Raw genomic sequence first — 13,874 nt, forward strand, 5'->3', positions numbered from 1 at the left:
GTCGCCGCAACAGTGGATGCACTCCGATGGGAAGTGGGAGCGTGAATCGACCGTCAAAGTAGTGCAATCTCAGGAGATTCTGCCGTCAGGGGAAATTCACACGCGAAGCTCCGGGAGGACGGACATTCCGTATTTTTCCGTCCACTGGCGCTCAGACACCCGTATCAGGTTATCGAGGCGACATGGATATACTGCCTCGCGCCCATCAGAGACGAATGGCTGGAGCTACGTTCAGAGCGCCTGATGGCCACCCTACAGATATCGAGCGGTCGGCTATCGCGAACCGGTCCGTGCGACGGGGAAGTATACTCGCTGGAATCGCGCTTCTGGCGATGACTCCCCTCGCTGCCTACGCGAATTTCGTCATCCTAGGGGGACTCATCACACCGGGCGATGCCACGGCAACCGCAACCGCGATTCTCAACGCTGAAGGGGCGTTCCGCCTCGGTATCGCGAGTCTCTTGACCGTCGCTGTCCTCGACCTCATCGTCGCCTGGGCACTGTATGCTGTGTTCAGGCCGGTAAACCGCGGCGTCGCGCTGCTCACCGCGTGGTTCAGGATGGTGTTCGCCGGTATTTTCATGGTCGCCATCGCCCAGCTCACGGGTGTGCTCTCGATTTTGAATGCTGGCGATGTGGGTGCGGTGTTTACCACAGAGCAACAATACGCCCAGGCACTCCTCGGCGTCAACGCCTTCTACGAAATCTGGGACGCAGCACTGATTCTGGTTGGCCTCCATCTGGTGTTACTTGGCTATCTGATGTACCAGTCCAGTGCCGTCCCCTCGTACAAATCTGGATACATCCCGAAGGTGCTCGGCGTCCTCCTGGTCATCGCCGGCGCGGGCTACGTTATCGATAGCTTTGGCCGTGTGCTCCTCGCGAACTACTCGTTCGAGGTCGCTGCGTTCACATTCGTCGGTGAAGTCCTGCTGATTCTCTGGCTGCTCATCTACGGGCGTCGAATCAATCTTGACGAAGAGCCAGCGACGATTGCAACCTGAAGTGAGGGTTGACGGATAGCAGTTGTAGCTACCGATTGTTCGGGTCCACTGGAAGCTACAACAGGTGAAAATGTGGCCGGAACGGGTGCTCGCTCGGTGAAAGGCCACTCTCTGACCCTGACGAATCGTTAAGATTTCGCATCGCCTACACGTAGCATGGAACGCGAGGCTAGTTTTTCGAAGGGTGCCACCGCAGGGCTTCTCGGGTCGGGGCTGGGAGTACTCCTCGGGTTGGTCATCTTGTTCCTTCCACTCGGAACGGGCGAAGTATGCACGAGTAGCGGCGTGTGCACCCCCGTGCGTGGGCCGGTTGGAATCGACTATCTCCTTGGGGTAGAGGGAGCCGATCCAGCGCTCTTTTTCTGGTCGGTGTTCATCCTCGTGTTCGCCCTAGTCGGAGGCTACGGTGCGTGGACTGAGCGCCGCGCACTCGTGTGGGTGGCTGCCGTTCCCCTCCTTTTACTGACGCTTTTCGGACTGGCCAGCATTGGCTTGTTGGTCGCGCCAGCAGCACTGCTGTTGGCGCTTGCAGGGTTCTGGCTTGGGGAAACGCACCCTCCAAAAGCGCCCAGACGGTCGGCACCTCGTTCCTAAGGACCGCAGCGGTCACGCTTTGCGAATGAAACGGGCGTTCGAATCTCGGTGACGTGCCTGAACACTGTCACCCCCAACCGAACACTCATTCGCCACCCACCGCTACTCACGGTACGCTTCGTCCATGCTCACAGACACTCCCGGCATCCACCACATCACCGGCATCGTCCGCGATGCCCAGCAGAATTTCGACTTCTACACAGGCGTCCTCGGCCTGCGTCTGGTCAAGCAGACGGTGAACTTCAACGAGAAGTTCACACGTCACCTCTTCTACGGCGACGAAACCGGGTCGCCCGGAACCGCGCTGACGTTCTTTCCCTATCCCGCAGAGGACGACGGACGAGAGGGGAAACCCCAGATTACGACAGCCGCGCTCACCATCCCCGAGAATTCGGTGTCTTACTGGAAAGCCCGACTCGCAGAACGCGACATCGCCGTCGAAGGACCGTTCGAGCGATTCGACGAGACGGTACTACGCTTTGCTGACTCAGACGGCACGCACCTCGAACTCGTCACCGGTGATTCCCCAGTCGAACCCTGGGCAGACGGGCCAGTTCCGGCCGAACACGCGATTCGCGGCATCCACGGCGTCACCCTCCTTTCGACGAACGTGTTCGTGACCGCGAGTGTGCTGGACACGCTCGGCTTCGAACTCGTCAATCAAGAAGGCGACCGCGTCCGGTATCAGGCTCCGGGCGACCGGGCGACTGTCGTCGACCTCCTCGATAGAGACGCAGACTACGGACGAGAAGGCGCGGGTTCCATCCACCACGTCGCCGTCCGTGTTGAAGACGAAGAGCAACTTTACGAGTGGTACCACCTGTTCAGAGAGCGGGGATACAACGTCTCGCGCGTGAAGGACCGGCACTTCTTTTACTCGCTGTACATCCGCGAACCGGGCGGCATCCTGTTCGAACTCGCGACTGAAGCGCCCGGGCTGACTGCCGAGCTGGACCTCGAGACGCTCGGTCAATCGCTGTTTCTCCCGCCGTGGCTCGAAGAGGACCGCGAGATGATAGAGGGACAACTCACCCCACTCGATGTTTCCGGGGTACCTGGAGCGAGTGAATGAGCGACCCGTTCACCGTCGAATTCGAAGACGACCCACACCGGGGTCAGCCCCTCGAAGTTGCAGGTGCACCCCCGCAGGCAGCCGAGGCCGCGGTCATCTTGCTCCACGGGCGCGGTTCGACGGGGAATCATATGCTCACCTTGATAGACGAATTTCACCATCACGGTGTGATGTACCTCGCTCCGCAGGCTGCACGCAGAACGTGGTATCCGCGTTCAGGATACGGGCCGTTTGCGGCCAACGAACCGTGGTTCACCTCGGCGCTCGACCGTATCTCTGAGGCACTCGATGTCGCCGCGGATGCTGGTGTTCCCCCCAAACGAACCCTGCTCATGGGCTTTTCTCAGGGAGGCGGGATTGCAAGCGAGTTTGTCGTCAGGAATCCACGTCGCTACGGGGGTCTCGCCGTGCTCTCGGGAAGTCTGCTTGGACCAGAGGCGAGCCGGGACGTTGAGGGCTCCCTCGATGGCACGCCCGTCTTCCTTGGCTGCAGTACCGACGATTCGTACGTGAGCGTAGACCGGTTTCGCGACTCGGCAGTGGTCTTTGAAGCACTCGACGCAGCAGTAACAGCCCGGCTGTACGACGACCTCGGTCACGAAATCAACGATGACGAAGTGCAGATGGTCGATTCGCTCGTCGAACAACTCGTCTGAGGCGCCGAGATTGGCGTGGTGAGGATTTCCCGGCAATAGGCTCATCTGTTTGCTCACAGTACGTTTGGTATGCCAATCGAAGACAACGACGGGCTTCGCCGGATTCTCGGCTACAAGCGAATCGCTGTCGTCGGCGCATCTACGTCTTTCGAGAAGGACGCCCACATCGTGCCCGCGTACCTCCAGCGCCACGGCTACGAAATCATCCCCGTCAACCCAACCGCAGACGAGATTTTCGGCGAACCCGCCTACGACTCACTCGCCGACGTGCCAGGAACCGTCGACGTGGTGCAGATTTTCCGCCCCGCAGAGGAAGTTCCCGGAATTGTAGAAGAGGCAATCGCCCGTGGCGACGTGAAGGCGATCTGGATGCAACTCGAGATTAAAAATTACGAGGCGGCCAAGATGGCCGAGGACGCGGGATTGGACGTCGTCCAGGACCACTGCATGAAGGTCGAGCACGGACGGCTCATTCGCCACCCGATGGACTGACTACGTGGGAACGTCGTCTGTCGCCGACATCGCACCGAACGCATACTGCAGGACGAATCCTGAAACCAGTACGCCAAGCGTGAGGAGCGCGGCGAAGGGGTGGTCGACCGAGAGGCCCATCGCGAGTAACCCGAGGAAACAGAGAGCGACGACGGCAGTCAAGAGGCCGCCCGGTGCGCGGAACGGCGCGGAAATGTCGGTGCGAAATACGCGCAGGCCGACGAACGCTGCGACGTTGATTGTGTAGGGAAGCACCGTCCCGACGAGAGCAGCAAGGACGATGCCGCCGATGACCTGTTTCCCAACGACGACAGCGCTCGCGGCGACGGCGATGACACAGAGTGCGAGATAGGGGGCGTTCGTTCGTGTGCTCGTCGCAGCAAAAACACGCGGGAAGAGACCCTGGTCTGCAAGCGCGGCGAGGACGCGAGACGCGCTCGTCATCCCGACGAGCATGGTGGTGAAGATGGCGATGAGCGCGGCGACCGGGAGCAAGTAGTTCGCGAACAGTGGGATACCTGCACCGACGACGACAGCAGAAAGCGGGGCGACCATCACGAGATTCCCTTGCTGGAACGCGCTCGGGGGAACGGTGAGGTGGATTGCGACGACGATCGCCGTGTAGAAGATAGTGGTGAGGAGGAGACTGCCGACGATGGCCCGTGGAATCGTCCGATTCGGATTTTTAACTTCCCCGGCCGCCGCAGGGACGACGGTCCACGCACCATAGCCCGTGATGGCGACGCCGATTGCGGCGAGAAACTGCATTCCTGTTCCAGTGATGAACGGCGTGGCGTTCGCAGGGTCACCGTTCGTCAAGCCGACACCGGCGACCAGCGTGAGAACGGCGAGGATGAACGCAGTGAGCACGAGGTTCGTTCGTTTGGTCACGTCGATGCCCGCGAGGGTGACGGCAAGGCTCGCGCCGATTGCGAGCAGTCCGAACAACACGGGTTGGCCGCTCGCACCCGTGAATTCGGGGATGGTGCCGAGGTAGTTCGCCACGTACCACGCCGAGACGGCGACGCCGAACACCCACCCAAGGGCGTAGGACGTGCCTGCGAGGTAGGATGTGAACTGACGGACGAACGCATTTGCTCCGAGTGTCTTTGCGGGGAAAATGGCCGGTCCACCAGACTTCGGGAAGGCAGTAGCGAGTTCGGTGTAGCAAAGCGCGATGCTCACCATGCCGAGGCCCGCGAGCAACCAGGCGAGAATCGCGGCTGGCCCCACCCAAAGCCCGGTGAAGGCGGGAAAGAAGAACACCGACGACCCAATCATGCCCCCGACACTCAAGAGTAAGAGGTCGCGCAGGCCGACCGTGCGTGCGGGGCGTTCGTCGGCGGTAGGAGTAGTCACAATTTCGAATCGGTGCAGGCTCGTTATATCGGTTTACATCCAGTAACGTCGAACTGCACACCGTTTTTCCGTTGTAAATTGCAGGACAAAAGCTTCGATTAGGCGGTTATTTCACCTGGTCTGAGTCGGTCGAAGACCGAGCCCGCGAAAAGAGCATGACTGCTGCGCCAAGCATCGCCGTATTCTTCAGGAACTGAATCCGTTCAGACTGTCGGTTTTCTTCCTCGTGATTCCAGAAATCGTGCATCGTGGGCGTAATCGCGAGGAACCACCCGACGAGTGCCGCGGCAGCGAGTTTCGGCGCGCGCCAGAGCATTATTCCGATGCTCGCGACCAGCAACATCGCACTCGATGCGGGAACAAGGACGTCCGGAAGCGGGACGTCTTTTGCGTCAGCATATGCGGTACGCCCCTCGAGATTGCGAAGGTTCTCGATTGCAGTGTAGGCGAGGACGCCGCCGTACAGCAGCCGCCCGAGTCGAGAGGGAGCCATCAGCGACCCTCCGACCGCGAGCGACCAGTAGTTGAGGACGATACAGGACGGCCGTTCGCACTCGTTTGCAGTGAGAGGGGAATGTGAGTAAATGTCACGGCCGGGTTTGAGGTCCCACGAGATAAGAAGGGTTCGGAAGCAGGCATCTGTTGCTTGTAAACTGGATTCACCAGTAGCCTGCACTTAGACACGAAATTAAGACTCCCCTCTTCGTACCTGTTTACAGCTATGCCTTCATCGAAGTTCGATGAGTTCGACCACGAATCGCACATACGGGCGGCATTTGAGTTGGCGCGTGAGGCCATCGCCCGGGGCGACAATCCGTTCGGGTCCGTCCTCGTCCGCGACGACCAGATTATCCTGCGCGATTCGAATCGCGTCCACACGCAAGACGACATTCGACGCCATCCAGAACTCCACCTCGCCTACCGTGCATGCCGGGAGTACGACGCCGACGAACGCGCGGAGATGGTGATGTACACGAGCACCGAACCCTGTCCGATGTGCGCAGGTGGAATGGCGACAGCCGGATTCGGGCGCGTGGTCTACAGCGTCGGAGGCGACGAGATAGGAGACTTCACCGGGCACGAACCAGCCGTCCGCTCGGCAGAAATTCTAGCTGGCGTCAGCGACGTGGTGGGACCGGTTCTGAACGAGGAAGGAGGCAGCTTCACGAGGACTTCGGTTGGTAAGGTTCTCGAATCGCCAACGCGGCCTGAATTTATACCTCGCGTGGCCGAAGATGAAGCTATGGCGAGGTTCGTTATCATCGGGGGCGATGCTGCGGGGATGTCGGCCGCCAGCAAGGCAAAGCGCGACAATCCCGACCTGGAGGTCATCGTTTTCGAGATGGGAAAGTGGGTTTCCTACGGAGCCTGTGGCCTGCCGTATTACATCAAGGGCGAAATCCAGTCTCTCGAGGACCTCGTGTCGATTACTCCCGAGGAGTTTCGCACGGAGCGAGATATCGACCTCCGGACCGGCCACGAAGTCGTCGAAATCGACCCCGATAACCAGACGGTCACCGCACGTCACGACGGCGGTGAGGTCGTCCAGGACTTCGACCACCTCCTCATCGCGACCGGGGCGGAGGCTGTGACGCCATCCATCGAGGGATTTGAGAAAAAAGGCGTTTTCACGCTCGGGTCGATGGCCGACGGAAAGGACCTCCGAGAATTCGTGACCCGAGCGCGTGCGGAGGACGAACTCCATCAACCAGACCGCGGGCCAGCGTGCCAGTTTCTCGAATCGTGTACGGGGCCAGTGGCCATCGTCGGCGGGGGGTACATCGGCATCGAGATGGCAGAAGCACTCGCAGCAAACGGTTTCGAAGTGCACCTCTTTCAACGCGGTGACCGTATCCTCAAGGAGTTCAGCGAGGCCACGAGCGAAGCCGTCCTCTACCACCTCCGCGACCAGAACGTAGCCGTCTATCTCGATGCAGAGGTGGAGGCATTCACGGGAGGCGAAGGCATCGAAGCTGTCGAAACCGCTTCAGCGAGCGTTCCCGTCGAGATGGTGCTCGTCGGGACAGGCGTCCGTCCCCGGACAGAACTTGCAGAGGATGCGGGTATCGAACTCGGCGAGACGGGCGCGATTGCAACCGACGCCTACCGCGAGACGAACGTTCCCGACGTGTACGCCGCAGGCGACTGCGCGGAAGCGATGCACGTCGTCACCGAGAAACCAGCCTACGTGCCGCTGGCGTTGACGGCCAACCGACACGGACGGGCCGTAGGGCAGACGGTTGCAGGCACGCCGACAACAGGGGGTGGCGTCGCGGGAACGGCAGCCGTCAAAGCGTTCGACGTGGAGGCTGCTCGGACCGGCGTACTTGACCATGATGTGGCTCGCGATGCTGGCTTCGAGCCACTGACCGAAACCATCGAAGCGAAGTCTCGTGCTGGCTACTATCCCGAAGGTGGAACCGTACAGGTGACGCTCACCATCGACCGGCCCTCGGGACGAGTGCTCGGTGGAAGTCTCGTCTCCGAGTACGGCGAAGGCGCAGTCCATCGCAGTCACGCGCTCGTGGGGGCGGTCACCGAGGGTATCAGCGTCGATGACCTCGCGGACTACGACCTGGCGTACGCCCCGCCGTTCAACACGACGTGGGACCCGGTGTTGACGGCCGCGAAGGTCATCGGCGGCAAGCGGTAAGTTACGTCGTCGGAAAACGTTGGGAAAAATTGCACAGACTCTACTTCCGAAACACCTTATTCGAAATAGTTGAGTTATCGGTAATTATTTGAGATGGATTTGCGTAGGGTGAGACATGAGCGACCCGGACCCAGAAACGTGGAAAGACCACTATAGCGCCCGAGAACGCGTCCGCCTCGTCGTAGAAACGCTCACTGAACCTGCGACTATCAAAGACATCGCCGACGAAGCAGCCGTCGCCTGGGCCACAGCAGACAGTGAATTGGAGGCACTGCTCGCAGAAAACAACGTCAAGAAATACACCCAGGACGGGACCACCCGCTACGACACCAACCCCGTCAAACTGTTTCTCGACGAAATCCTCGACCTCATCAACGAGAACTCCCGTGAAGAACTCGAGAACAGCCTCGTGAATGCCACACAGCAACTCGAGGAACTACAGGCCGAATTCAATGTCGACACCCACGACGAACTCAGAGGACTGCTCGTCGAAGAAGACCTCACTGCTGGGGAGATGCGAAACGTCCAGAACGCAGCATCCACGTGGAGCGCCCTCGAGACAGACAGCCGTCTCATAAAGCACGCACTCCAGCTTTACGACGACGTGACCACCCTCTCCGAAGGCGACGACCACATCGCGGTCGCCTAACTCGATGATATTTCTCACAAATCGAGCTGGCATTCGCAACAAACGCCTTCACCGTCGTATCAAGAACCGCCTGCAAAAGGATACACAATTTAGCAAGGCGAGAGTCAGAGTCGCTTCCCCTCGCGAACCTGGACCGTATCGCGCCATCGCAGAAACCAACCCACGAACTGTTCTCGGTGATTCAGACTATCCCACCACGTCAGCGCGGGTCGAAATTGGATTCGACGTTGAAACGGATGGACACGACCACTACTGGTTCAATTATATAGAGCCCGACCGGTCCATCCTCCTTGGGTGGCACCAAGACTCAGACCATGCTGATTGTGGCCCCGTTCACCTTCAGGTCAACGAGGGCGGAACTGCAATCGAACACAAACGCGCTCAGTTCATCGATGAACACCCGATGGCTGTCGTCACAGCACGACTCGAGCAACTCCCGGCTGCGATAACCAATATCGAATGGGAGAACGGGTCGGTTGTCGGACTATCCTGAGTGCTGTTTATGGAAGTCTCAAGGGTGAACTACCCTGCCCTACCGCACTCGGGGCTACCCGCCCCTCGCTTGTTGAGGACAGGGCTTCCTGTTTCTGTGTCGGAACTTGTACCCGACGTGGGCAGAGAGGTTCCAGACTCCGCAGGCGATTTCCCTTTACGGGCAGTTCGGAGTGTCCCACTCCTACTGAATCGACACTCGGCCCACACGTCCGATGCACGCTTGTTGTCGTCGTTCGAAAGGCGCGACGCGCCTTTCGTGATGACGAAACGGCTTCGCCGTTTCGAACCACGTTTGAACAACGGACGAGACGTGGTGAGCATCTTACTACCCCTTTCGACGACAAAGGTAGTAAGCGTATTGCACACAGTGAATGTGAACCGTGCGGGCGGTGTATCCCCTCCCTACTCGCGTCTTCGACGCTCGTTGAGGAAGGGGGCCTACCGCCCTCGATTATGCTAAAACCCCGACTTCAAGGCAGGGAGGATGTCAACGAATGCAGGCTACACAAGTTCGAGCGCTGCGCGTCTATGCACCAGGCAATCCGTGCACACCCAGTGGCCCTCCGGACAGATGAGCCCCGACCTGAGTGCTAGGGTGATTGGGTCTTCTCTATCGTCGTCTGCGAGCTCCTGCTCGTATTCGTCGCGTTCGATGGGGGGTGCGCCGTCTGCGATTCGGGACGTGGTCTCGACTTTCGATTTTTCACACACGAGACAGTCCGTGTCGATAGCTGGGATGGGAAAGAGTGGGCGCTTACAGGAGGCACACTCCATCGTTTCGCTCGGGTCTTTTCCCATCGCTTCCTCGTCGGGGAGTTTCTTCGCGAGCGAATCCCAGAGTTCGAACCACTCAGCCTGCGAGATGCGATATTTCGTGTCCGATTCGAGGACCATATCGCCTTCGAGGAGCCGGTCTTTCTCTGCGTCGAGCGTCGCGTCGTAACCGACGTGGACGGTGACGTCTGGGAAGAGGTCGATTGTCGAAACGCAGGATTCACACATAGCTCGCGCGCGGTGCCTCTCTATGGGGGGTCGTACTTCCGTGGGGGGATCGGTGCGTGATGGTTAGATCGACCATCATGACCTGATATGTGCCAATATCAATAATAAATTTATTGGATTTTTGCTAGATGTCTATCAAATATGGCCGCCATACGACGGTTTTCAGCAGAGTTTTGTTGGTTGAGAGAACACAGAAGTGAGAGAATAGAGAGTGGGATGGGTGTAGATATTTGATAATTGAGTGGATAGAGAGAGCGCGATGAGTGCGGTTGTGAGGCTTGGCGACTGACAGCTAGATGAGACTGGTGGACACGTAAGAACTCTTCAGTCTGTTCGCGGTTTTGGAACTGGTTGGGTCTTCGTCGCATCGAAGTAATTCGCCGTTGCGCCGTACAATTCGATGTCCGCACCCAGTGCCGTGAGTTCGATGGTGGGTGGGTCGGCAAGAACGTAGTCGTCGATGTGCTCGTGGATACCTCCAAGTATCCACTCGGGATTCTTGAGCGCCACTGACCCACCGAGGGTGATGATGCCCGGGTCGAAGGCGTTCACGATTGCGCCGATGCCCGCAGCGTTGTAGCGAGCGATTCGATCGAGGCACGACTGGGCGAGCGGGTCGCCTTCAGCTGCGGCGTCGAAAACATCGGGTGCGGTGAGCGAGTCACTATCTCGAAGGAGCGAATCGCGCTCATCGAGGGCGAGTTCGTGGGTTGCGAACTGGGCGATTCCCCGTCCCGAGCAGTAGGCTTCCCACGCGCCGCGGACGTCCGTGCTCCAGAGGTCGCCGTCTGCGACGATTGGGAAGAGGCCGACCTCTGCGGCGAACCCGCGCTCGCCCCGGATTGGCTCGCCGTCTACGACGACGCCCGCACCGATACCCGTCCCGAAGGTCACGTGCACGACGGTCGAATACTCGTGACCAGCACCGAAGGTGTCCTCGCCGAATGCCGCGGCCGTACAGTCGTTTTCGACTTTTGTTGGGAGGTTCAACTGTGATTCGATGGTTTCTGCAACGGGGAGGTCTCGAAGCGTCTCGCCGTCCGGGGTGTCGAACTCGGAGATGATTCCTCGTTTTGCGTCGACCAGGCCGGTCGTCGAGATGGAGACAGCTTCGATTGAAGTAGTCTCTGCGAGGCGTTCGACGATTTCGGTGAGCTGGGACAGCAGGTGTGCTGGACGGGTCGGTTCGGTGTGGATGTTTCCGGGTCCGTCTGGCGTGGCGCTCGCGTAGCGAATGCGCGTACTGCCGATGTCGATGACCGCGATGGAGGGGGCTGTGTTCATTGCGTGGTGGAGATCTTGGGTGAGGGGAGGACCGAGGTGTTGGAACGTGCGGGCACTGTTGCTGACGCAAAGATACAGGTGGTGAGTGAGAAGCTTTTGGGCCGTCTTGTGGGAGGTATCCGTCTGCCCATTTGCCTATGGCCTCGGTTTTTCGTAACATCTAAGCGGAAATTACAAGGTTCGTCCGTCGAAATTCTGCCGTCAGAGCCTAAATGGAGTTTATAGAGCAATTTCAGTGTCTGTTTTCTGCACAAATCGAAAATCACGGCGAATCCTACCACATCGAAGTTCCAGAACAGGAGCTGCGTCTCGGCGGCCTCGAAGCGGGCAAAACGTACCGCGTGGCAATCGTCGCGGAGCCGACTGAGTCAGAGGCAGAACGCCACGAGGTCGAACAAGCAAAATCGTCCACCTCGTCTGCATCTGCACAGTCAGAACAACCGGTCACAGAGGGCGAAGAGCGCACCGTCGAAATCGAGAGTCTCGGCGACCAGGGAGACGGCATCACCCGCGTCGAACGCGGCTTCGTCGTCATCATTCCTGATACAGAGCAGGGCGAACGCGTTCGTGTCAAGATTACCGACGTACGAGAGAACGTTGCCTTCGCAGAGGTCGTAGAGCGACTCAGTTACTACGAATAATCAGTTGGTTCTGGGTCACTGGCGCACAGAAAAGCAAGAGGGAATTGAATACAGGGCGTCAGAAGTCGATTTTCGACCGGTTTTCGGGCAGCCCGGGAACAGCAATCTCAAAGCCGAAGAGTGCTCCGGCACCGGGACCTTCGTCTGCCCGGTCACCTGGTGGCCCGTCGCCCGGCCCGAGTGCCGTCGTGACGTAGGCGTTGGTGCGGTCTTCACCGCCGAACGTGACGCTCGAAACCTTCCGTGCGGGAAATTCGATTCGTCGAACTTCCGTTCCATCTGGAGCGTACCGGACGAGACACCCGCCGTCCCACCGCGCAGACCAGACGTACCCCTCCTCGTCGACGGCGAGACCATCTGGAACACCTGGTTCGTCTGAGCAGTCGATGAACACGTCGGGGTTCGCGAGTGCTCCGGTTTCCTCGTCGTACTCGTATCGGTAGACCGTACTTGCGCGGGACTCCGTGACATAGAGATCGTCCCCGTCAGGTGAGAAGCCGAGTCCGTTCGGGATGTCGAGGCCGTCTACCACCTGCGACAGAGTTCCGTCGGTGTCGAGACGATAGAGCCGTCCGAGACGAGTCTCCGTCGGCATCGTCCCACAGAACACGCGGCCTCGTGGGTCCGCCACGACGTCGTTGAACCGAGAATTTCGTTCCCGTGGGAGTTCGTCGATGAGGACGTCGGTGTCGCCGTCGTGCCACCGCTCGACGCGTCCCCCATCCTCGAACAGAAGAAGTGAACCGTCAGCTTGGATGGTGAACCCGCCGATGACGTCCGTCTCGTAGCAGCGTTCGTGTTCATCCACCGCGGGGTCGTACCGATAGAGGACGCCAGCCGGGATGTCGACCCAGTACAGTCGTTCCTCGTCGGGGTGCCAAAGCGGTCCCTCCCCCGTGTGACAGCTACTGTCGACGAGTCGCCTCGGAGATACGTCGAACATGGTGAGCTATACTACACGATGTGAACATCGAACAAATATAATTCGGGCATTGTACCTGCACAAACTCGAGTACAGCTGTTGTGTCGACTTTCATCCGAACAGTAATGTGGTGGAGTCAACCACTTACTGCTCACAAGTATGTCGCTCGAAGGAAAAACCGCGTTGATAACCGGCGCAAGCTCAGGCATCGGTCGTGGCATCGCTCGCGAACTCGCAGATGCGGGCGTGAACATTGTCGTCGCGGACATTCGAGAGACGCCAAAACAGGGCAAGTACTATCAGACAGACGTCTCCCTCCCGACGGCTGAACTCGTCGAACAGGAGTCGGGTGTCAACGCGGTTTTCGCGAAGACCGACGTCACCGACGAATCGGCCATCGAGGCGGTAGTCGAAACGACCGTCGACGAGTTCGGTGGACTCGACATCCTTGTGAACAACGTGGGCACCCAGGTGCTTGGGTCCTCACAGGACGTCACCGCAGACGACTGGCACCACGTCGTCGACGTGAACCTGACGAGTTACTTCCTCACGGCGAAGTACGCCATCCCGCATCTGGTCAACTCATCGCAGGGCCGCATCGTCAACGTCAGCAGTGTAAACGCCTACATGGGTGGGGGCGGCCCGCCGTACTCGGCGACGAAAGCGGGTATCGTCAACCTCACCCGAGACTTGGCGCTCGAAGTCGCAGACGAGGGCGTGACCGTCAACACCGTTCTTCCTGGAGTGGTGAAAACGCCGATGCAGGACCAAAACGACGAGGCGACGCGCCGCCGTCAGGCAGAAAAAACGCCGCTCCCGCGTGTCGGCGAACCGGGAGACGTTGGGAAAGTTGTCCGGTTTTTCGCGAGCGACCACGCCGAGTGGATTACCGGCGCCGAATTGCTCGTTGACGGTGGGTACTCCATCGGTGGGTACTAGCCCCAAACGGCAAACCAGGCGACGTTAAAACGGCTAATAAAACGCAAGGACATCACTGCCATGGCCAATCTCAGCCCGCGTCGAGTCGTCCTTGGTGACGCGATATTCTTCA

Annotated in this window: 13 protein-coding genes and 1 pseudogene; 9 read left to right on the plus strand and 5 right to left on the minus strand. The window is 59.3% G+C overall.

Annotated elements, in window-relative coordinates:
* The first annotated feature begins 290 nt into the window (after positions 1-290).
* The 4 genes from P0648_RS18000 to P0648_RS18015 all read left to right on the plus strand — a co-directional run bounded on the left by P0648_RS18000 (position 291) and on the right by P0648_RS18015 (position 3,818).
* Complete coding sequence (locus P0648_RS18000) at positions 291-1,004, plus strand: DUF4386 domain-containing protein (RefSeq protein WP_276248535.1); 714 nt, start codon at positions 291-293, stop codon at positions 1,002-1,004.
* A 718-nt stretch (positions 1,005-1,722) separates the two neighbouring features.
* Positions 1,723-2,670 (plus strand): VOC family protein, encoded by a 948-nt coding sequence (locus tag P0648_RS18005; RefSeq protein WP_277506233.1) that lies wholly within the window; start codon positions 1,723-1,725, stop codon positions 2,668-2,670.
* Positions 2,667-3,326 (plus strand): alpha/beta hydrolase, encoded by a 660-nt coding sequence (locus P0648_RS18010; protein ID WP_276248537.1) that lies wholly within the window; start codon positions 2,667-2,669, stop codon positions 3,324-3,326. Before P0648_RS18005 ends, P0648_RS18010 begins: the two co-directional genes overlap by 4 nt.
* 69 nt (positions 3,327-3,395) lie before the next feature.
* The gene (locus P0648_RS18015) at positions 3,396-3,818 is read left to right on the plus strand and encodes a CoA-binding protein (protein WP_276248538.1); all 423 of its coding nucleotides are present in this window, start codon (positions 3,396-3,398) and stop codon (positions 3,816-3,818) included.
* Here the strand turns inward: P0648_RS18015 and P0648_RS18020 are convergent, their stop codons facing one another.
* Positions 3,819-5,177, minus strand: coding sequence for an APC family permease (locus P0648_RS18020; protein WP_277506253.1), 1,359 nt, complete (start codon positions 5,175-5,177; stop codon positions 3,819-3,821).
* Between the two features lie 106 nt (positions 5,178-5,283).
* The gene (locus P0648_RS18025; RefSeq protein WP_276248540.1) at positions 5,284-5,670 is read right to left on the minus strand and encodes a DoxX family protein; all 387 of its coding nucleotides are present in this window, start codon (positions 5,668-5,670) and stop codon (positions 5,284-5,286) included.
* Between the two features lie 228 nt (positions 5,671-5,898).
* Here P0648_RS18025 and P0648_RS18030 point away from each other — a divergent pair.
* From P0648_RS18030 to P0648_RS18040, 3 genes and pseudogenes are all read left to right on the plus strand, one after another.
* Positions 5,899-6,225: pseudogene (locus P0648_RS18030) on the plus strand (nucleoside deaminase); the annotation flags it as partial.
* A gap of 195 nt (positions 6,226-6,420) precedes the next feature.
* Positions 6,421-7,830 (plus strand): FAD-dependent oxidoreductase, encoded by a 1,410-nt coding sequence (locus tag P0648_RS18035; protein WP_276248542.1) that lies wholly within the window; start codon positions 6,421-6,423, stop codon positions 7,828-7,830.
* Positions 7,831-7,945: 115 nt separating this feature from the next.
* The gene (locus tag P0648_RS18040; RefSeq protein WP_276275145.1) at positions 7,946-8,479 is read left to right on the plus strand and encodes an ArsR family transcriptional regulator; all 534 of its coding nucleotides are present in this window, start codon (positions 7,946-7,948) and stop codon (positions 8,477-8,479) included.
* 996 nt (positions 8,480-9,475) lie between these two features.
* Here the strand turns inward: P0648_RS18040 and P0648_RS18045 are convergent.
* Both P0648_RS18045 and P0648_RS18050 read right to left on the minus strand, forming a co-directional pair.
* Positions 9,476-9,976 carry a hypothetical protein gene (locus P0648_RS18045; protein ID WP_276248545.1) on the minus strand — a complete coding sequence of 167 codons (501 nt, stop codon included), beginning with the start codon at positions 9,974-9,976 and terminating at the stop codon, positions 9,476-9,478.
* A gap of 324 nt (positions 9,977-10,300) precedes the next feature.
* A complete protein-coding gene (locus tag P0648_RS18050) occupies positions 10,301-11,260 on the minus strand; it encodes an ROK family protein (protein WP_277506256.1) in 960 nt (319 codons plus the stop codon).
* 212 nt (positions 11,261-11,472) lie between these two features.
* Between P0648_RS18050 and P0648_RS18055 the strand changes: the two genes are divergently transcribed.
* Positions 11,473-11,901, plus strand: coding sequence for a TRAM domain-containing protein (locus P0648_RS18055; RefSeq protein WP_276248547.1), 429 nt, complete (start codon positions 11,473-11,475; stop codon positions 11,899-11,901).
* A 58-nt stretch (positions 11,902-11,959) separates the two neighbouring features.
* Here the strand turns inward: P0648_RS18055 and P0648_RS18060 are convergent, their stop codons facing one another.
* Positions 11,960-12,844, minus strand: coding sequence for an SMP-30/gluconolactonase/LRE family protein (locus tag P0648_RS18060; RefSeq protein WP_277506257.1), 885 nt, complete (start codon positions 12,842-12,844; stop codon positions 11,960-11,962).
* 138 nt (positions 12,845-12,982) lie between these two features.
* Here P0648_RS18060 and P0648_RS18065 point away from each other — a divergent pair, with 138 nt between their 5' ends.
* Positions 12,983-13,762: an SDR family NAD(P)-dependent oxidoreductase gene (locus P0648_RS18065; protein ID WP_276248549.1), complete on the plus strand. Its 780-nt coding sequence runs from the start codon at positions 12,983-12,985 to the stop codon at positions 13,760-13,762.
* Positions 13,763-13,874: the final 112 nt, after the last annotated feature.

Origin of the sequence: Haladaptatus sp. DYSN1 (assembly GCF_029489995.1) — an archaeon.
Taxonomy (GTDB): Archaea; Halobacteriota; Halobacteria; order Halobacteriales; family Halococcaceae; genus QDMS2.

What these genes read in the sequence shown, in the direction of transcription:
- P0648_RS18005 (WP_277506233.1), top strand. Translation starts at nt 1,723, where the DNA reads ATGCTCACAGACACTCCCGGCATCCACCACATCACCGGCATCGTCCGC.
- P0648_RS18010 (WP_276248537.1), top strand. Translation starts at nt 2,667, where the DNA reads ATGAGCGACCCGTTCACCGTCGAATTCGAAGACGACCCACACCGGGGT.
- P0648_RS18015 (WP_276248538.1), top strand. Translation starts at nt 3,396, where the DNA reads ATGCCAATCGAAGACAACGACGGGCTTCGCCGGATTCTCGGCTACAAG.
- P0648_RS18025 (WP_276248540.1), bottom strand. Translation starts at nt 5,670, where the DNA reads ATGGCTCCCTCTCGACTCGGGCGGCTGCTGTACGGCGGCGTCCTCGCC.
- P0648_RS18035 (WP_276248542.1), top strand. Translation starts at nt 6,421, where the DNA reads ATGGCGAGGTTCGTTATCATCGGGGGCGATGCTGCGGGGATGTCGGCC.
- P0648_RS18040 (WP_276275145.1), top strand. Translation starts at nt 7,946, where the DNA reads ATGAGCGACCCGGACCCAGAAACGTGGAAAGACCACTATAGCGCCCGA.
- P0648_RS18045 (WP_276248545.1), bottom strand. Translation starts at nt 9,976, where the DNA reads ATGTGTGAATCCTGCGTTTCGACAATCGACCTCTTCCCAGACGTCACC.
- P0648_RS18050 (WP_277506256.1), bottom strand. Translation starts at nt 11,260, where the DNA reads ATGAACACAGCCCCCTCCATCGCGGTCATCGACATCGGCAGTACGCGC.
- P0648_RS18055 (WP_276248547.1), top strand. Translation starts at nt 11,473, where the DNA reads ATGGAGTTTATAGAGCAATTTCAGTGTCTGTTTTCTGCACAAATCGAA.
- P0648_RS18060 (WP_277506257.1), bottom strand. Translation starts at nt 12,844, where the DNA reads ATGTTCGACGTATCTCCGAGGCGACTCGTCGACAGTAGCTGTCACACG.
- P0648_RS18065 (WP_276248549.1), top strand. Translation starts at nt 12,983, where the DNA reads ATGTCGCTCGAAGGAAAAACCGCGTTGATAACCGGCGCAAGCTCAGGC.